General features: G+C 70.9%; 11 protein-coding genes. 10 read left to right on the plus strand and 1 reads right to left on the minus strand.

The genetic code is table 11. The annotated features are described in order from the left end of the window. The 8 genes from EZH22_RS22265 to EZH22_RS22300 all read left to right on the plus strand — a co-directional run bounded on the left by EZH22_RS22265 (position 1) and on the right by EZH22_RS22300 (position 14,220). On the plus strand, positions 1-1,935 hold the full coding sequence (locus EZH22_RS22265; protein ID WP_203196696.1) for a MacB family efflux pump subunit: 1,935 nt from the start codon (positions 1-3) through the stop codon (positions 1,933-1,935). Between the two features lie 170 nt (positions 1,936-2,105). Further along, entirely contained in the window at positions 2,106-2,366 is a 261-nt protein-coding gene (locus tag EZH22_RS22270; RefSeq protein ID WP_203192603.1) for a phosphopantetheine-binding protein, read from the plus strand. Between the two features lie 14 nt (positions 2,367-2,380). Continuing rightward, positions 2,381-2,587: an MbtH family protein gene (locus EZH22_RS22275; protein ID WP_333473740.1), complete on the plus strand. Its 207-nt coding sequence runs from the start codon at positions 2,381-2,383 to the stop codon at positions 2,585-2,587. A 63-nt stretch (positions 2,588-2,650) separates the two neighbouring features. Next, a complete protein-coding gene (locus tag EZH22_RS22280; RefSeq protein WP_203192604.1) occupies positions 2,651-9,859 on the plus strand; it encodes an amino acid adenylation domain-containing protein in 7,209 nt (2,402 codons plus the stop codon). A 48-nt stretch (positions 9,860-9,907) separates the two neighbouring features. Beyond that, positions 9,908-11,137, plus strand: a complete 1,230-nt coding sequence (locus tag EZH22_RS22285) for an isochorismate synthase (RefSeq protein ID WP_203192605.1) — start codon at positions 9,908-9,910, stop codon at positions 11,135-11,137. Further along, the gene (locus EZH22_RS22290; protein WP_231711097.1) at positions 11,134-12,762 is read left to right on the plus strand and encodes a (2,3-dihydroxybenzoyl)adenylate synthase; all 1,629 of its coding nucleotides are present in this window, start codon (positions 11,134-11,136) and stop codon (positions 12,760-12,762) included. The genes EZH22_RS22285 and EZH22_RS22290 overlap by 4 nt, the downstream gene beginning before the upstream one ends. Then, a complete protein-coding gene (locus EZH22_RS22295; protein WP_203192606.1) occupies positions 12,759-13,430 on the plus strand; it encodes an isochorismatase family protein in 672 nt (223 codons plus the stop codon). Before EZH22_RS22290 ends, EZH22_RS22295 begins: the two co-directional genes overlap by 4 nt. Positions 13,431-13,458: 28 nt before the next feature. Then, positions 13,459-14,220, plus strand: coding sequence for a 2,3-dihydro-2,3-dihydroxybenzoate dehydrogenase (locus tag EZH22_RS22300; protein WP_203192607.1), 762 nt, complete (start codon positions 13,459-13,461; stop codon positions 14,218-14,220). Between the two features lie 27 nt (positions 14,221-14,247). Here the strand turns inward: EZH22_RS22300 and EZH22_RS22305 are convergent, their stop codons facing one another. Further along, the gene (locus tag EZH22_RS22305) at positions 14,248-15,105 is read right to left on the minus strand and encodes a helix-turn-helix transcriptional regulator (RefSeq protein WP_203192608.1); all 858 of its coding nucleotides are present in this window, start codon (positions 15,103-15,105) and stop codon (positions 14,248-14,250) included. 199 nt (positions 15,106-15,304) lie between these two features. Between EZH22_RS22305 and EZH22_RS22310 the strand changes: the two genes are divergently transcribed. Both EZH22_RS22310 and fes read left to right on the plus strand, forming a co-directional pair. Beyond that, complete coding sequence (locus EZH22_RS22310; RefSeq protein WP_203192609.1) at positions 15,305-17,512, plus strand: TonB-dependent siderophore receptor; 2,208 nt, start codon at positions 15,305-15,307, stop codon at positions 17,510-17,512. Next, positions 17,509-19,110 carry an enterochelin esterase gene (gene fes, locus EZH22_RS22315; protein WP_203192610.1) on the plus strand — a complete coding sequence of 534 codons (1,602 nt, stop codon included), beginning with the start codon at positions 17,509-17,511 and terminating at the stop codon, positions 19,108-19,110. Before EZH22_RS22310 ends, fes begins: the two co-directional genes overlap by 4 nt. Positions 19,111-19,334: the final 224 nt, after the last annotated feature.

Genomic DNA, 19,334 nt, shown 5'->3' on the forward strand with positions numbered 1-19,334 from the left:
ATGTCCGGCGCGCCGCTGATCCAGCTCTCGGGCATCCGCCGCGCCTTCACCCACGGCGCGGTGACGAGCGAGGTGCTGCGCGGCATCGACCTCACCATCCATGCCGGTGAGTTCGTCGCCATCGTCGGGCAGTCCGGTTCCGGCAAGTCGACGCTCATGAACATCCTCGGCCTGCTCGACCACCCGAGCGGCGGCACCTACCGCTTTGCCGGCGAGGACGTGAGCACCCTGTCCCGCGACGGGCAGGCGGAGCTGCGGCGCGAGGTGTTCGGCTTCGTCTTCCAGCGCTACCACCTGCTGCCCGGCGTCAGCGCACGGGCCAATGCCGAGCTGCCGGCGATCTATGCGGGCGTGGACGGCAAGGCGCGCCAGCGGCGGGCGACGGCCCTGCTGGAACGCCTCGGCCTCGGCGGCCGCCTCGACCACCGGCCGGACCAGCTTTCCGGCGGCCAGCAGCAGCGCGTCTCCATCGCCCGCGCGCTCATGAATGGCGGCGAGGTGATCCTCGCCGACGAGCCCACCGGCGCCCTCGACAGCGCCAGCGGCGCCGCCGTGATGGACCTGCTGCGCGAACTGGCGGCGGAAGGGCATACGGTCATCCTCATCACCCACGATCCCGCCGTGGCGCGCATCGCCCGGCGGGTGGTGGAGATCCGCGACGGGGTCATCGTGCGCGACAGCGGCAACGGCGAGGCGGTCCACCCCGCGCCAGCGCCCGCGCGGCGGCCGGACCGGCATGCGCCGGCCCTGTTCGCCCTGACCGAGGCGTTGCGCTCGGCCTTCGCGGCGCTGGCCGGAAATCCCTTCCGCACGGCGCTGACGCTCCTCGGCATCGTCATCGGCACCGCCTCGGTCATCGCCATGCTCGCCATCGGCGAGGGCACGCGGCGGCAGGTGCTCGCCCGCGCGGCGGCGACCGGCACCGACTGGATCGTGGTGATGCCGGACAACGACAACCCGGCCCTGCCCGGCGGACGGATGACGCTGGCCGACGCGCAGGCCCTCGCCCAGCTGCCCAATGTGAAGAGTGTCAATCCCGGCCGCTGGACCACCGTGACCCTGACCGCCGGGGCCGTCACCCTCCGCTCGGAGGCGTTCGGCACCTCCACCGCCTATCCAGAGACCTTCCGCTGGCGCACCCACCGGGGCAGCTTCTTCACCCCGGACGACGAGCGCGCGGCGGCCCCGGTGATGGTGCTCGGCGCGGCGGTGGCGGCGCGGCTGTTTCCGGGCGTCGCCGACCCCTCCGGCCGCTACGTTCTCGCCAACGGCATCCCCTTCCTCGTCACCGGCGTGCTGGAGCCGAAGGGACCCGACGAGCGCGGCATGGACCGCGACGACCGCGTGGTGCTGCCGCTGTCCACCGCGTCCAGCCGCCTCACCGGATCGACCGACCTCGGCGGCATCCAGCTCACCGTGACCGACACCGCCCGCCTCACGCAAACCAAGGGGCACGTGCGGGAGACGCTGCTCGCGCGCCACCGCATGGAGGACTTCTTCATTAACGACATGGCGAGCCGCATCGCCGAGCTCGGCGAGACCCAGTCGGCCATGGCCGGGCTGCTCGCGGTCATCGCCTCCGTTTCCCTGCTGGTGGGCGGCATCGGCGTGATGAACATCATGCTCATGAGCGTCACCGAGCGCACGCGGGAGATCGGCATCCGCATGGCGGTGGGCGCGTCGGGACGGGACATCCTGGGACAGTTCCTGGCCGAGGCGGTGATCCTCGCCGGCGCCGGCGGGCTCGCCGGCCTCGCCCTGGGCCTCGCCGTGGGCGTGGGCGCCGCCCTGGCGCTTGATCTTTCGGTGGTGTTCCAGGCGCGCGCCATCGCCCTCGCTTTGGCCGGGGCCGTGGGCACCGGACTGCTGTTCGGCTACATGCCCGCCGGGCGCGCCGCACGGCTCGATCCGGTGCGGGCCCTCGCGCGGGAATAGGCCGGAACAATCCGCCGGCGCAGATCAATACTTTTTAACTATTGAAAATACTTTAGTCCTTTGACCCTTCAGAACAGATTATTTCCTTCGCAAGACATGCCACCGGCAGCACAGAGCGTGCACACTGCACGCAATTGCACCGGCTTCATTTTGCAGGTCAGGAGGAACGAATGAACCCGCAGCCATGCCCGCCCGCGGCGGCGCCCCTCTCGAAGGAGACGCTGCGCGCCCAGGTCCGGCGGTTCCTGGACGAGGATCCGGCCGACGACGACAACCTCATGGACTTTGGCCTCAACTCCATCGCCGCCATGCAGCTGGTGGCGGAATGGAAGGCCGCGCGGCTGGAAGTGAGCTTCATCGAGCTCGCCAGCCGCCCCACCATCGATGCCCTCTGGGACCTGCTGAAGCGCCGGTCCGTCGGCGCGGCCTGAAGGGACCCGTGGCAATGATGGACGACCAGCACGTCAATCCCTTCGACGACGAGCGCCACCTCTTCCTGGCGCTGGTCAACGCCGCCGGCCAGTACAGCCTGTGGCCCGCCTTCCGCGATGTGCCCGCCGGCTGGCGGGTGGTGCACGGCCCGGATACCCGCGCCGCCTGCCTCGCGCACATCGAGAGCGTCTGGCTCGATCTCATGCCTGTCGCCGGCTGACCCCGGCCGGCCCCGTTTCTTCAGCCCGCCGCCGGCGCGACCGGGGCGGCGAGGACCCTCGTCATGCGCATCCTTCCCCTCGTCGGCACCCAGCTCGGCATCTGGCTCGCGGACCAGATCGACGGGCGTGGCAACACATATGTCATCGCCCACGCGGTGGAACTCACCGGGGACATCGCCGTGGATCACCTGGAGCAGGCGATCCGGCACGGCCTGGCGGAGGCCGACACGGTCGGCGCACGCTTCTTCGCCGACGAGGCCGGCGCCTGGCAGGTGCTGCGCCCGGCGGGGGAGCGCGGGAGCGGCATCAGCATCGAGCGCATGGACCTGGGCGCCGCGGAAGACCCCGGCGCCGCCGCCCGCGCGATCATGGCGCAGGACGTGGGCGAAGACCTGCCCGCCGCCGGCGACCGCCGGCTCTGCCGCCAGATCCTCATGGACCTCGCGGCGCCGGGGGAAGCGCCGCGCTGGCTCTGGTACCAGCGCTATCACCATCTCATGCTGGACGGCTTCAGCTTCACCGCCCTGACCCGGCGTGTGGCGGACATCTACACGGCGCTCGTGGAGGCGCGTCCGGCGGCACCCTCACCCTTCGTCGGCGTCGCCTCGGTCATCGAGGAGCACTGCACCTACGCCGCCTCACCCGGCTTCGCGAAGGACCGCGAGTTCTGGCGCGAATACTGCCGCGACCTGCCGTCCCCGTGCGACCTGTCCACCCGCCGCACGCTCCTCGGCGAAGACGCCGCGCCGCCGCAGGCCCGCATCATCGCCCATGCCCACGACCTGCCGGCGGGAACCCTCGACGCGCTGGAGGACGCGGCCGCCGCGGCGGACGTCGCCGTGTTCGACATGCTCATGGCGGCCATCGCCGCCTATCTCGGCCGGGTTTCGGGAGCGGACACGCAGGTGGTGGGCGTGCCCTTCATGCGCCGCATGGGCTCCATGGCTGCAGCGGCGGTGGCCCCGGTGGTGAACGTCCTGCCGGTGCGGACCGAGGCCGCTCCCGCCCTCCCACTGCCCGCGCTCGCCGGCCGGGTGAAGGCAGCCTTGCGCGATGTGCGCCGGCACCAGCGCTACGACGCCGAGCAGATCCAGCGCGATCTCGGCTATGTGGGCTCCGGGCGGGCCCTCTACGGCCCGGTCGTGAACTACCGCATGTTCGACTACGACCTGCGGTTCGGCAACGTGCGCGGCGTCACCCACCACATCGCCACCGGGCCGGTGGACGACATCGAGTTCGGCATCCTCATCCAGGACGGCCGCATCACCCTGGAGCTCAGGGCGGATTCGGATCGCTACGACCCGACCGACCTCGCCCGCCACGGCGCGCGGATCGAGCGCCTGCTCGACGCCTTCCGCTCCGACCCCGCCACTCCCATCAGCAGCCTGCCGGTAATGGCGGAGGAGGAGGCGAAGTTCCTTGCCGCCAGCGCCACCGGCGCGCCGACGCGTCCCCTCGCGGGCGCGGCCACACTCCTCGACCTCTTCACCCAGAGCGCCGCCCGCACCCCCGACGCGACGGCGCTGGTGTGCGGGCCCCACCGGCTGACTTTCCGGGCACTATCGGAACGTGTGTACCGGCTGGCGCGCCACCTCATCGCCGAGGGCATCGGGCCGGGCGATGCCGTGGCGGTGGCTCTGCCGCGCTCGGCGGATGCCGTGGTGGCCCTGCTGGGCGTGCTGGCCAGCGGGGCAGCCTATCTGCCCCTCGACCTCGACCACCCGTCGGCGCGGCTCGATGCCATGTGCATGGACGCCCGCCCGCGACGGGCGATCACCTGCCGGGCCGCCGCGCATCGCCTGCCGGCCGACCTGCCGGCCCTCTGCCTCGACGATCCCGCGCTGACCGCCGCCATGGCGGGCTTGCCGGGCACACCCGTCCAGCCACGGGAGCGCAGGACGCGCCTCGGGCCGGACGCCGTCGCCGCCATCATCTTCACCTCGGGCTCCACCGGGCGGCCCAAGGGGGTGATGAACACGCACGGCGCGCTCCTCAACCTCGTCTCCTCCCACTGGCGGGAGATCTACGGGCCGGGCCTCGACGCCCTCCGCGCCCGCCACCCGGGCCGGACGCTGCGGGCCGCCCATACCCATTCCTTCGCCTTCGATTCGTCCTGGCTCCAGCTGTTCTGGATGCTGCTGGGCCAGGAACTGCACGTCATCGACGAGGACATGCGGCGCGATGCCCATGCCCTCGTCGCCCATATCCGGGAGACGGGCATCGACGCGCTGGACCTGCCGCCCTCCTTCTGCGCCCAGATGCTCGGCTGCGGCCTCATGGATGCCGACGGTCACCCGCCCACCGTGCTGCTGATCGGCGGCGAGGCGGCCTCCCCGGCCTTGTGGACGGCCCTGCGCCGCCATCCTCGCCTTCTTGCCCACAACCTCTACGGCCCCACCGAATACACGGTGGACACCCTGCGCGCCGCCATCGGCGAGACGCAGGCGCCGGTGGTGGGCCGGCCCGTGGGCAACACCCGCGTCCACGTGCTCGACCGGCTGCTCCAGCCGGTGCCGGTGGGGGCGGTGGGCGAGCTCTACATCGCCGGCGCCGGCCTCGCCCGCGGCTATTGCGGACGGCCCGCCCTCACCGCCGAGCGCTTCGTCGCCGATCCCGCGGCGGAGGGTGGCCTCATGTACCGCACCGGCGACCTCGTGCGCTGGACCGCCGAGGGCCGCGTGGAGTTCCTCGGCCGTGCCGACCACCAGGTGAAGGTGCGCGGCTATCGGGTGGAGATCCCGGAAATCGAGGCCGCCCTCGCCACCCTGCCGGGTGTCCAGACCGCGCTGGTGCTGGCGGAGGCGGTCAATGACAGCCACCGCCTCCTCGCCTACTGCACGCTGGAAGGCGTCGACGATCCCCGGGCGCGGGACTGGCGCGCGCAGGATCTGCGCCACGCCCTGCGCGAGCGCCTGCCGGACTACATGGTCCCGGCCGCGGTGATGATCCTCGAGGCGTTTCCGCTCAACGTGAACGGCAAGGTCGACCGCAGCCGCCTGCCCTCCCCCTCCGCCGTGGTGGAGGCGGCGCCCTCCACCCCGGAGGAGATGCGCGTGGCGCGCGCCATGGCGCAGGCGCTGAAGCTGCCCGCGGTGGGGGCGGAAAGCGACTTCTTCGCCCTTGGCGGCGACAGCATCAGCGCCATCGTGCTGTGCAACGCCCTGCGCGCGGAGGGTTTCTCGCTGCGGCCGCGCGACGTGTTCCTCTGCCGCGACCCCCGCCGCATGGCCCATGCCATGACGCAGATCGCCCCCCTCGCGCCCACCTTTGCCGCGCCCGGCCTGCCGGAGGTGGTGTCCCCGGTGGAGCTTATGACCCTGCGCGCCCGTTATGGCACGGTGGCGGAGGTGCTGCCGGTTCTGCCCACGCAGAAGGGCATGCTGTTCCACGCCCAGCTCGGCACGCAGGCCGAGAACTACAACGCCTTCACCCGCGTCGAGATGGAGGGCCCGCTGGACGTGCGGCGCCTGCGGCGCGCCTTCGATGCGGTGCTGCGCCGCCATCCCCAGCTCGCCGGCCTCTTCGACACGGCGGGCGAGGAGCCGGTGCTGGTGGTGCCGGCGCTGCCGGAGGGCACGCTCTGGCCGTGGTCCGAGCACGACCTCTCCGCCCTCGATCCCGACGACCGCCCTGCCGCCCTGACACGGCTCGAAGCGGCAGCCGTGGAGCGGAACCTGGTGGCGCCCACCTTCCGCCGCCTGCTGCATGCGGAGCTGATCCGGCTGGCGCCGGAGCACCATGTCCTGATCATCCTCGTGCACCACCTGATGATAGACGGCTGGTCCACCCCGCTCCTGCTGCGCGACCTCATGGCCGCCTATGGGTCGGATGCGCCGCTGCCGCCCTTGCCCGTCACCTATGGCGAGGTGGTGCGCCGGCTCGCCCTGCACGACCGGACGGCGGGCCGGGCGGCATGGGCCGAGGCCCTCGCCGGCGCGGTGCCGTGCCGGCTCTTCGAGCACGTCTCGACCACCGCGACGGTGGAGGAAGCCTCCGCCACCCTGCCGCCGGACCTCACCGACGCCCTGCTGTCCGAAGCGCGCCGGCGCGGCATCACCCTCAACGTGCTGATGCAGGCGGTGTGGGGCGCGGCCCTCGGCGCCATGGCCGGGCGCGACGAGGTGATCTTCGGCACGCCGGTCTCCGGCCGCGCGACGGACATCGCCGGCGTCGAGGCGCAGGTGGGCCTGTTCCTCAACACCGTGCCGGTGCGGGTGCAGCTCGCGCCGGCGAGCAGCCTGTGGGAACAGATGGAGGCCATGCAGGCGCGCCACGCCCGGCTCATGGAGCATGACGGCCTCGGACTGGGCGAGATCCAAGCGGTGGCCGGCGCGGGCGCGCTGTTCGACACGCTCCTGGTGGTGGAGAACTATCCCGACAGCGACTATCTCGGCCACGACCTCGCCGGGCTTCGCCTCACCGAAATCCGCAATCGCGGCTACAGCCATTATCCGCTGGCGCTGCTGGTGCTGCCCGGGCCCGGCCTGACGCTGCTGGTGGAGAACCGCGGCGCGCTCGCCGATGCGGTCGCCCTCGCCGCCCGCATGGTCGCCTTGCTGGAAGCGCTCGCTCGGCATCCGGAGCTACCCCTGTGCGCGCTGCCCATGGCGACGGCGGAGGACATCGACCTCGCCGCGGCCGCGAATGCCACGGAGCGGCCGCTGCCGCCCCTCACCCTGCGCGACCTTTTGGTGGCGCAGGCGGCGCGCACCCCCGACCTGGTGGCGCTGGTGGACGAAACCCACGGCCTCACCTACCGCGAGGCGCGCCACCAGGTGCTCCACCTTGCCCGGCGGCTCAGGAGCGAGGGCGTGCGCCCCGGCGAGGTGGTGGCCGTGGCCCTGCCGCGCTCGGCCCGCCTCAGCCTCGCCTTGCTGGCGGTGATCGAGGCCGGCGCGGCCTTCCTGCCCCTGGACCTGTCCTATCCGGCCGAGCGTCTCGCCTTCATGCTGCAGGATGCCGCCCCGCGCCTCCTCCTCACCGATGCCGCCTCCCGCGACCTCGTCGGGACGAGGGTGCCCGCGCTGCTGTTCGACACCCTCGCCGACGCCGACACGGAAGCCGGCGAATATGTGCCGGACGACGGGCTCTCGCCCGACCATCCGGCCTACGTGCTCTACACGTCCGGCACCACCGGCCGGCCCAAGGGGGCGGTGGTGGCGCACGGCGCCATCGTCAACCGCATCCTGTGGATGCAGCACCAGTACCCGCTCGCAACGGCGGACGTGGTGCTGCAGAAGACGCCGTGCGGGTTCGATGTCTCGGTCTGGGAATTCTTCTGGTCGCACATGGTGGGCGCGCGCCTGGTGATGGCGCCGCCCGACGCCCATCGCGACCCCGAGGCGCTGTGCGACCTCATCGCCCGGCATGCCGTCACCACCCTGCACTTCGTTCCGTCCATGCTCGCCATCTTCCTCGGGCTGCTGGAGGACGATGCCGCCCGCCGGGAGCGATGCGCGAGCCTTGCCACCGTGTTCGCCAGCGGCGAGGCGCTGGCGAAGGGGCTGGCGCGGTCCTTCAGCGACCTGCTGCCGGCGGCCGCCCTCCACAATCTCTATGGTCCCACCGAGGCGGCGGTGGACGTGACCTATGCGCCGGCCGCCGGAGCCAACGCGGAAGGCGGCGGCGGCGTGCCCATCGGCCGGCCGGTGTGGAACACGCAGCTGCGCATCCTCGACCACCAGCTCCGGCCCGTGCCGGTGGGACTGGCGGGGGAACTCTATCTGTGCGGCGTCCAGCTCGCCCACGGCTATCTCAACCGGCCCGGCCTCACCGCCGAGCGCTTCGTGGCCGACCCGTTCGCTGCGGGCCGGCGCATGTACCGCACCGGCGACGTGGCCCGCTGGCTGCCGGCGGGCGAGGTCGAATATCTCGGCCGCGCCGACCACCAGATCAAGATCCGCGGCCAAAGGGTGGAGCTGGGCGAGATCGAGGCGCGGATGGAGGGCCTGCCAGGCGTCGCCCGGGCGGTGGCGCATGCGGTGGCGCTGGGCGGGGCGATCGCCGGCGCCGATGCCCGCCAGATCGTCGGCTACGTGGTGCCGGAGCCCGGCGCCGTCATCGAACCGGAGGAGGTGCGCGGCGCGCTCCAGGCGGTGCTGCCGGCCCACATGCTGCCGGCGGTGGTGGTGGTGCTCGACGCCCTGCCCCTCTCGGCGAACGGCAAGCTGGACCGCAAGGCCCTGCCGGTGCCGCAGGGTCCGGCTGCCGAGGGCGCCGCCGGCCGGCCGCCGGCGGAGGGGCTGGAAAGGCGCCTCGCCGCCATCTTCGCCGACCTGCTCGACCGCGAAAGCGTGGGTGCGGACGAGGACTTCTTCGCCATCGGCGGCCATTCGCTGCTCGCCATGCGCCTCGCCGCCCGCATCCGCCGGGAGCTGCGGCGGCAGGTCTCGGTGGGGCAGATCGTGGTGATGCCCACCGTCGCCCGCCTCGCCGAGCACCTCGTGGCCGGCGAGCTGGTGGACGGCATGGCCCGCAGCGGCTTCGACCTGGTGGTGCGCCTGCGGGACGGGCGCGGCGCGCCGCTCATCTGCATCTATCCGGCCTCGGGCGTGTCCTGGCAGTACAGCGTGCTGTCGCGCTATCTGCGCAAGGACATGCCCATCGTCGGCTTGCAATCGCCGCGTCCCAACGGCCCCATCGCCATGAGCGCCAGCATGGACGAGGTATGCGACCGCCAGCTCGCCATCCTGCGCGAGGTGCAGCCCGAAGGTCCCTATTATCTCCTCGGCTATTCCCTCGGCGGCACGGTGGCCTACGGCCTCGCCGCACGGCTGCGGCGCATGGGCGAGGAGGTGCGCTTCCTCGGCCTGCTCGACACCTATCCCGCCGAAGCCCACGACTGGAGCGATCCGGATGGCGCCCAGGCCAATCTGGGCGCCGAGCGCGAGCAGGAAAAGTTCATCAACGACGCCATGGCCGACGTGATGGACGACGATTTCCGCCGCGAGAAGGAAGAGATGTTCGGCCACATCTTCGAGAATTATGGCGACGCCGTCACCCTGCTCTCGCAGGCCACCACCGAAGACTATGACGGGCACGTCACCCTGTTCGTCGCCGGCAAGTCCATGCTGCCGGAGATCGATCCGGAAGGCGTGTGGACGCATCGGGTCGGCCGGCTCTCCATCCACCGGCTCGCCCACTGCTCCCACGAGGACATCGTCTCCCCGGCCTCGCTCGAGATCCTCGGGCCGCTGCTCAACGCCCTGATCGAGGACGCCGATGCGGCGGAACGGCGGTCCATCCGCCTGCCCGACCAGAAGGCGGGATAACGCCGCCGCATCCGCCCTACCCGCGCCCACACCCGACAGGAGGTCGGCATGAACGCTCTGACACGCCCCGAACCGGCCGCGCCCCCGCTCGCCGCCCCGCCGCCCCACGTCTTCCCGCAGAAGGCGACCGACCCGTCGCCCGGCGAAGGGCTGAGCCTCTTCGCCTTCCAGTCGCGCGGCGCCCTGCTGCACGGGCTCGGGGCGGCGGCGGCGCTGCCGCGCGGGCCGGTCGCGACCCTGGATGCGCGCCTTGCCGCCTTTTTCCGCTCCGCCGGCACCGAGGCGACGCTGGCCGGCGCCCTGCCCTTCGACCGCTCGGGAGACGACTGCCTGTGGCAGGCGCGGCGGGTCGCGCGGTCCGCACCGCCGGTGCAGGGCGCGGCGCGCGCGGAGCACACCATCCCGTGGCACCTCGACCACGCCCCCGACGCCGCCGGCTATGCCGAGGCGGTGGGGCGCGCCCTCCATCTGATGGCGGACGAGGCGGGCACGGCCGGCGCGCTGGAGAAGATCGTGCTCTCCCGCAGCCTCGTCGCCACGGCGGAGCGGGACATCGACGTCGCCTCCGTGTTCCGCCGCCTCGCCGCCGATCCCGCGGCCACCGCCTTCCTCGTGCCGCTGCCGGATCGCGACGGCCTGCCGCGGGTGATGGCGGGCGCGACGCCGGAGCTGCTTCTCGGCAAGTCCGGCGGCCGCGTCTCCTCCCATCCCCTCGCCGGCTCCGCCCGCCGCCGGGCGGACCTCGCCGAGGATGCGGCGGCGGCGGCGGGCCTTGCCGCTTCGGCCAAGGACCGGCGCGAACACGCCATCGTGGTGGAGTTCATCCTCGACACCCTCGCCCCGTTCTGCCGCCGGCTGTTCCGGCCGCAGGGCATGGCGCTGGCGAGCACCGCCAGCATGTGGCACCTCGGCACCCGCATCGAGGGCGACCTGAAGGAGCCCGAAGTCCCCGCCGCCGTCCTCGCCGCCATGCTGCATCCAACCCCCGCCGTCTGCGGCGTGCCGCGCGAGAAGGCCGCCCGTCACATCGGCGCGCTGGAAGGCTACGCCCGCGATTTCTACGCGGGCGCCGTGGGCTGGTGCGACGGGCGCGGCGACGGGGCCTGGTACGTCACCATACGCTGCGCCGAGATCTGCGGGCGACGGGCGCGGCTCTATGCCGGCGCCGGCATCGTGCCCGGCTCCGACCCCCACGCCGAGGCGGAGGAGACGGCGGCGAAATATACAGCGCTCCTCACCGCCCTCGGCATTCCGCCGGTGAGGGAGGTGCGCTCGTGAGCGCGCCCGTGCAGGCTTGGCCGGAGGACTTCACCGCGCGCTACCGCGCTGCGGGCTACTGGCGGGGCGAAACCTTCCCGGCCATGCTCCGGCGGCAAGCCCAGGCCCAGCCGGACATCGTCGCGGTGGTGGACGGGGACCGGCGCTGGACCTATGGTGAGCTGAACCGCCGCGCCGACGCCCATGCCGCCGGCTTCCTCGCCCTGGGGCTTTTGCCCGGCGACCGGGTGGTGGTGCAGTTCGGCAATGTGGCGGAGTTCTTCGGCGTGGTGTTCGGCCTGTTCCGGGCCGGGCTGATCCCGGTCTATGCGCTGGCTGCCCATCGCCTCGCCGAGGTGGCGCATCTGGCCCGCCGCTCGGGCGCCGCCGCCTACATGGCCGGCGACCGCTATGCCGGCTTCGACTATCGTCCCCTCGCCCAGGCCCTGAGGGCGGAAGTCCCCACCCTGCGCCATGTGGTGATGGCCGGGGACGCGGGGGTGTTCACCCCGCTCGACGCCTGCATGGGAGAGGGCGGCCTGCCGGGCGATCCCGATCCCTCCGCCGTCGCCTTCCTGCAGATTTCCGGCGGCAGCACCGGCCTGCCGAAGCTCATCCCCCGCACCCACGACGACTACATCTACAGCTTCCGCGCCAGCAACGGGATCTGCGGCGTCACCGAGAAGACCGTCTATCTGGTGGCGCTGCCGGTGGCGCATAATTTTCCCATGAGCTCGCCGGGGCACATGGGCACGCTTTATGCCGGCGGGCGCGTGGTGCTCGCCCCGGCGCCGAGCCCGGAGGTGGCGTTCCCCCTCATCGCGCGGGAGAAGGTGACGCTCACCGGCCTCGTGCCGCCCCTCGCCTTGCTGTGGATGCAGGCCGCGCCCGGCACGGGGCACGATCTCTCCAGCCTCGAGGTGCTCCAGGTGGGCGGGGCGAAGTTCACACCGGAAGCGGCGAAGCGGGTGCGGCCCGCCCTCGGCTGCCAGCTGCAACAGGTGTTCGGCATGGCCGAGGGCCTCGTGAACTACACCCGCCTCGACGACCCCGACGACACCGTCATCGGCACCCAGGGCCGGCCCATCAGCGACGACGACGAGGTGCTGGTCGTGGACGATCTCGGCCGGCCGGTGCCAGAGGGGACGCCGGGCCACCTGCTGGCACGCGGCCCCTACACCATCCGCGCCTACCATGACGATCCTTCCGCCAACGCGCGCAGCTTCACCGCCGACGGCTTCTACCGCACCGGTGACATCGTGCGCCGCCTGCCGGGGGGCTATCTGGAGGTGCAGGGCCGCGCCGGCGACCACATCAACCGCGCCGGGGAGAAGATCTCCGCGGAGGAGGTGGAGGACCATCTGATCGCCCATCCGGGCATCTTCGACGCCGCCATGGTCTCGATCCCGGATCCCGTCCTCGGGGAGCGCAGCTGCGCCTTCGTCATTCCCCGGCAGGCGCCGTTGAAGGCGTCGGAGGTCAAGATGTTCATGCGCCAGCGTGGCATCGCCGAATTCAAGGTGCCCGACCAGGTGGTGTTCGTGGACGCCTTCGAAACCACCGCCGCCGGCAAGGTGAGTCGCAAGGAACTGCGTGCCCGCCTGCGCACCCAGTTTCTCGCCAGCAACGCGGAGACCGCATCATGAACGCCCCGTCGGCCATTGCCGCCCAGCCCCCCGCTCCCGGCCTGCCGCGCATCGCGCCCTATGCGCTGCCCCAGGCCGCCGACTTGCCGCAGGCGCGGGCCGGCTGGCGGCTCGAACGCGACCGCGCGGCGCTGCTGGTGCACGACATGCAGCTTTATTTCGCGCGGCCCTACGCGCCCGATGCCTCGCCGCTCGCGCCCATGGTGGCCAACATCGCGCGCCTCGTCGCCCATTGCCGGGCCGCCGGCATCCCCGTTTTCTACACGGCGCAGGAGGTGCGCCAGGACCGGCGCGACCGGGGCCTCCAGGCCGACCTATGGGGTCCGGGCATGAGCGATCCGCTGGAGCACCAGCCGCTGCTGCGCCAGCTCACCCCGCAGGCGGGCGACTTCGTGCTGGTGAAGCACCGCTACAGCGCCTTCCAGCGCAGCAACCTGGAAGCGCTGATCCGGGCACGCGGGCGCGACCAGCTCGTGGTCTGCGGCGTCTACGCCCATATCGGCTGCCTGCTCACCGCCGCCGAGGCGTTCATGCGCGACATCCAGCCCTTCCTCGCCGCCGATGCGCTGGCCGACTTTTCCCGCGAGAAGCACGACATGGCGCTGGCCTACGTGGCGGACGTGTGCGGAGTGCCCCTCGTCACCGACCAGATCGTGGCGGCGCTGTGAACGCGGCATCACGGGGGAGGACCGGGTGATGCGGCCATCGGGTCTTGAGGGCAAGCTCGTGCTGGTCACCGGCGCGGCGGGCGGCATCGGGCAGGCGGTGGTGAACGCATTCCTGGAGGAGGGCGCGCGCGTGGTCGCCACCGACCTCGACGTGAGCGTCGTCCCGCCATCGGACACCCTGCATCCCCTCGCCCTCGACGTGACCTCATCCGAGGCTGTCGACGCCCTGGTCCGGGACGTGGAGGCCCGGCTCGGGCCTATCCATGCCGGCGTCAGCGTCGCCGGCATGCTCGCCACCGGACGCGTCACCGAAACCAGCGATGCCGACTGGCACCGGGTGTTCGCGGTGAACACCCATGGGGTGTTTCATCTGTGCCGCGCGCTCGCCAGGCGCATGGTGGAGCGGCGGGATGGGCGAATCGTGGTGGTGAGCTCCAATGCCGCCGGCGTGCCGCGCCACGCCATGGCCGCCTATGCCGCCTCCAAGGCCGCCGCCACCATGTTCACCCGCTGCCTCGGCCTTGAGCTCGCGCCCCACGGCATCCGCTGCAACATCGTCGCGCCCGGCTCGACCCTCACCCCCATGCAGACCGGAATGTGGGCCGATGCGGAAGGCGCCGCCGCCGTCATCGCCGGCTCGCCCGCCACGTTCAAGGCGGGCATCCCGCTCGGCAAGCTCGCGACGCCACAGGACGTGGCGGATGCGGTGGCGTTCCTCGCCTCCGACCGCGCCGGCCATATCACCATGGCCGACCTCTACGTGGACGGCGGCGCCACCCTGCGCGGGTGAGCTGCCGTCCTTCACGGCTGCCGGCCCCTATCGCCGCTTGAACTTGGGCGGCACCCCGTAGAGCTTCTTGAAGGCCACGGTAAAGTTGGAGGGGTCCGCATAGCCCGCCGCATAGGCGGCCTGGGCGATGGTGACCCCCTCCCGCTCCAGCGACGCATAGGCCTGCGCTAGCCGCTCGCGGCGGATGAACTCGAACACCGTCATCTGGAAGTGTTCCTTGAAATGCCGCTGCACCGAGGACACGCTCGCGCCCACCTCGGCGGCGATCTCCTCGATGGTCAGGCTCTTGTCGAGGTTGTCCAGCACATAGTCCCGCACCCGCTCGCTGCGGCGGCGGCTGACGAGCTGCGGCCGGGGCCGCTCCTCCTCCGCCCGCTCGGCCATGGCGACGCAGGCGAGGCACATAATGTCGAGGGCCCGGGAATTGCGGTAGAGCGTGCGCACCTCCCCGTCCATGGACGGGGGCGGCTGCAGGATCTGCTCGGACAGCTGGCGAACCTGCCCGCTCACCGGGAAGCTGAGCTGCGCGAGGTGGGTGGTGAGGAAGTCGCGCAAGGCGGAGCTCGCGTTGCCCCGCGTGCGCATCAGCCACTCCATCCACGGATGGGGCGCGGAAATCATGATCTTACGTAACGGAATATTGCTGTCGTTGACGAAGCGCAGACGCGAAAACCGCGCCACGTTGAGCAGGAACACGACGGCGCGCTCATCCTCGCCGTTGCCCGCTTCGATGCGGAAGGCGCTGTCGTCGATGACGAAGTGCTGCGCGCCGCTGAGCAGGACCATGACGACGAATTTCGGCCAGATCTCGTAGACCGTTGTATCCGGTGCACAATTCGGCTCACCGTCGACAGTGCCGACGAACAGATGCTGTGGGATTTCCATTCTCAAGACCGCACTTTAGAATTCCTAAGATTCAAAGTCACATTCCCACCCCTGTCTGTGCCGTTTGCACAGAACTCTTTGCTGCCCACGCAACGACCACTGGCGTCGACGCTCGAAATACTAAATCTTATACATGACGAGCCGCGTCAAGGTTCATCGCGCGACGGGGCGTGCGTGACGCATTTCAGGGGCATCGTCCATGGCGTTTCATTCTCATTGCTCATTGCCATTCAGCTCTGCGCTGCGCGCGGGGCTGCTCGGTGCCGTCAGCGTGCTCGCGATCGATGCGGCCCGGGCGCAGGAGGCCACCTCCGGCGTCACGCTGGACACCGTGACGGTGGTGGGGGAACAGGAGCGCGGCGATGGCCCCGTCCAGGGCTACGTGGCCCGCCAGAGCCTTGCCGGCACCAAGACCGACACGCCCATCGCCGAGACACCGCAATCCATCTCCGTGGTGCCACGCCAGCAGATGGAGGACCAGGAGGTCGAATCCGTCGCCGAGGCGCTGCGCTACACCCCCGGCGTGTTCTCCGAATATCGCGGCGCCTCCAACGTGCGCGACGAGGTGATCGTGCGCGGCTTCGCCTACGTGCCGCGCTATCTCGACGGCATGCTGGTGGGCGGCGATGTCGACTACGCCAAGATCTACCCCTATCTGCTGGAGCGCGTGGAGCTGCTCTCCGGCCCCAGCTCCGTGCTCTACGGCCAGGTCAATCCCGGCGGCATCATCAACATGGTGAGCAAGAAACCCACGTTCGACGCGAAGCGCGAGGTGGAGTTCACCATCGGCAACAACATGATGTTCCAGGGCTCGTTCGACTTTGCAGATCGCATCGTCGGCAGCGACACCATGGCGTTCCGCATCGTCGGCACCGGGCTTTCCACCAATCTGCAGGAGGATTTCGCCAAGCAGCAGGGCATCGCCATCGCTCCCTCCTTCACCTGGAGGCCCAACGAGGCGACCACCTTCACCGTCCTCTCCGGCTTCGAGTACGAACCCGACTTCGGCTTCCGCAACTTCCTCGACGCCGCCGGCACGGTGTGGCCGATCAAGGGCTACGGTTTCGTGCCCCGCGACTTCTTCGTCTCCGACCCCAATTACGAGACCGCCGAGCGCACCCAGGCCTGGATCGGCTACGAGTTCGAGCACAAGGCGAGCGACGCGCTCACCCTGCGCCAGAAGATGCGTTATTTCTGGGTGGATTATGACCAGTACACCCTGGTGTGGGGCTGGACGAGCGCCAATCCCAAGACCGGGGCCAACACCATCGTCCACCGCACCGCCTCGGGCGGCGGCGATACCTGGGGCACCTTCACCAACGACAACCAGGCGGAATTCAAGTTCGGCACCGGCCCGGCGGAACACACCGTGCTCGCCGGCCTCGACTATCGCTATCGCAGCCGCGAGTACAATTGGGGCTACAACTGGTCCGACGTGCCGACCATCAGCCTCACCAACCCCATCTACGGCTACAATTTCTCGGGCATCGTCCTCAATCCCAACTCGGACCAGGAGATGTCCGCCAGCCAAATCGGCGCCTACCTGCAGGACCAGGTGAAGATCGGCGACCTCCACCTCATCGGCGGCATCCGCCAGGACTGGGCCGACACTTCCATCACCGAATATGTGGGGCCGAGCGCCCTCGGCTATGACGACAGCGCCTTCACCTATCGCGTCGGCGCGCTCTACACCTTCGCCAACGGCATCGCGCCCTACGCGAGCTATTCCACCTCGTTCGAGCCGGCCATCTATGCGCCCCCCTTAGGCGAGGCGCCGTTCAAGCCGACCACGGCGGAGCAGTTCGAGGTGGGCGTGAAATATGCCCCCGAAGGCACCCGCATGCTGTTCACCGCCGCCTATTACGACATCTGGCAGCAGAACGTGATGCAGAACATCTACGATCCCGGCATCGGCACCTATATCTGGGCGCAGATCGGCGAAATGCACAACCGCGGCTTTGAATTGTCCGCCCACGCCGAGGTCAACAGGAACCTCTCGGTGATCGCGAGCTATTCCTACATCGACTCCACCATCACCGAGACCGGAGTCGCCAGCGAACTGGGCAAGACACCCTCGCGCATTCCGCAGAACACCGCCTCCCTGTGGGCGAAATACGCCTTCGACGAGGGCAATCTGAGGGGGCTGGAGGTCGGCGGCGGCGTACGCTACATCGGCACCAGCTGGGGCAACAATGCCAACACCTTCGAAGTGCCCGCCTACACCCTGTTCGATGCCATGCTGAAATACGATCTCGGTGCCTTCGACCGGCGCCTCCAGGGTGCGGCGCTGCAGCTCAACGCCAAGAACATCGGCGACCTCACCTATGTGGCCTCCTGCGCCAACGCCTATGCCTGCTTCTATGGGGAGGGCCGGACGGTAACCGCGTCGCTGAAATACAATTGGTGAAGTCCCGTGCCCCGGCGCTTCTCCTTGCGGCGCTGCTGATGGTCGCCCCCGCGCATGCCGCGCCCCTCACATCGCCGCGCCTCGACGCGGGCACGGCGGAGCGGGTGGACGGCCTCGCCGCGGGCACGCGCGCGGCCTTCGACGTCGCGGCGGCCGCCGGGGACTATGTCCGCGGCGAGTTCTCGGTGACCGCCGGGCGCTTCGACCTGGACCTCGTGGGGCCGGACGGCCGCCATGTGCGGCGCCTCGCGAGTGACCTCGACGCACGCGGCAGCTTCCAGTTCATCGTGCCCGTGCCCCCTGCCCGCCTGGTCGTCACCGCGCGCGCCGACGGCGGGGCGGCAAGGCTTTCCATCACCACCAGGGTCGCCCGAGCCGCGCAGAGGGCGCCGGCGGCCCTGCTTCTCAGCCCCGCCATCGCCGCCCTCGCCGCGCGGATCGCCGCCGGCGGCGACACGCAGGCCTTCTGGGACGATGCCGCGCGCCGCGGTACGCCCCTCGTCGAGCCCGGGCCGCCCGGCATGGCCATCATCACCTTTGTCGCCCGCGGGGCGAAGCACAATGTGCGCCTGTTCGGCGCCCCCTCCGGCGACCATGAGTGGATGGACCGCCTCGGCAAGAGCGACACATGGTTCAGGAGCTTCCTCGTCCCAGAGGACACCCGCCTCTCCTACAAGCTCGCCCCGGATGTGCCGGAGCTGCCGGGCACCGCCCGCGAGCGGCGCATGGCCATCCTCGCGACGGCGCAGGCTGACCCCTTCAACCGCACGCCCTGGCCCGCCCTCGCCCCGGATGCCTTCAATCAGGATTCGACGCTGGAGCTGCCCCGTGCGCCGGCTCAGCCGGGGCTCGAAGAGCGCGGCGCGCCCAAGGGCAGCGTGCGGGAATTCCGCCTTGCCAGCCCCCGGCTCGGCAACACCCGAAGCATCACCCTCTACACGCCGCCCGGGTTCGACCCCGGCGATCCGCGGAACGTCCTGCTGCTGGTCTTCGACGCCCGGGCCTATCTCACCAAGGTGCCGACCCCGGCCATCCTCGACAACCTGATCGCGGAAGGGCGCCTGCCCCCGGTGGTGGCGGCGTTCGTTTCCGAGATCGATCCGCCGACGCGCGCGCGCGAGCTGCCCGGCAATCCCGCTTTCGCGGACTTCATGGCCGACGAGGTCCTGCCCCTCGTCCGCGAGAAGACCGGCACCCGCATCCCCGCTTCACGCACCATCCTCGCCGGCTCGAGCTTCGGCGGGCTTGCCGCCGCGACCATCGCGCTCCGCCATCCCGACCGCTTCGGCAATGCCATCGCCCTCTCCGGCTCCTTCTGGTGGCATCCGGAAAATGCCGCCGCCGATGCGGGAGAGCACGTGGCGGACCTGGTGGCGCGCAGCCCGCGCAAGGACGTGAGGCTCCACCTCGCCGCCGGCCTGTTCGAGACCGCCCATGCGGACACGCCCGGGATCCTCGAGACCTCGCGCCACCTGCGCGACGTCCTGCGCGCGAAAGGCTATGACGTGAGCTACCGCGAGTATGCCGGCGGCCACGATTATCTCGTCTGGCGCGGCGCCCTGCCCGACGCCCTCCTCGCCCTGGTGCCACGCCTTTAGGGGCGACGCGAAAAACCGAGGTCTCCGCGAGGAACGCCAGCCGGCCCGTGCCGGCCGAAGGCTCGGTACGCGGTCGAGGGGCGTGAGGTCGCCTTCTGCCGGAGGCCGGGATGGCCGCGGACGCCGCCCCGCAGGACACCGGCGAGGCGCGTCATGACGAGGCGCGTCATGGACAGCGATTGCGGAACACCTGGAAAGGACGAGCCCGACCTCCACCGCTCCTG

This window comes from Xanthobacter dioxanivorans, from assembly GCF_016807805.1.
Lineage (GTDB): Bacteria > Pseudomonadota > Alphaproteobacteria > Rhizobiales > Xanthobacteraceae > Xanthobacter > Xanthobacter dioxanivorans.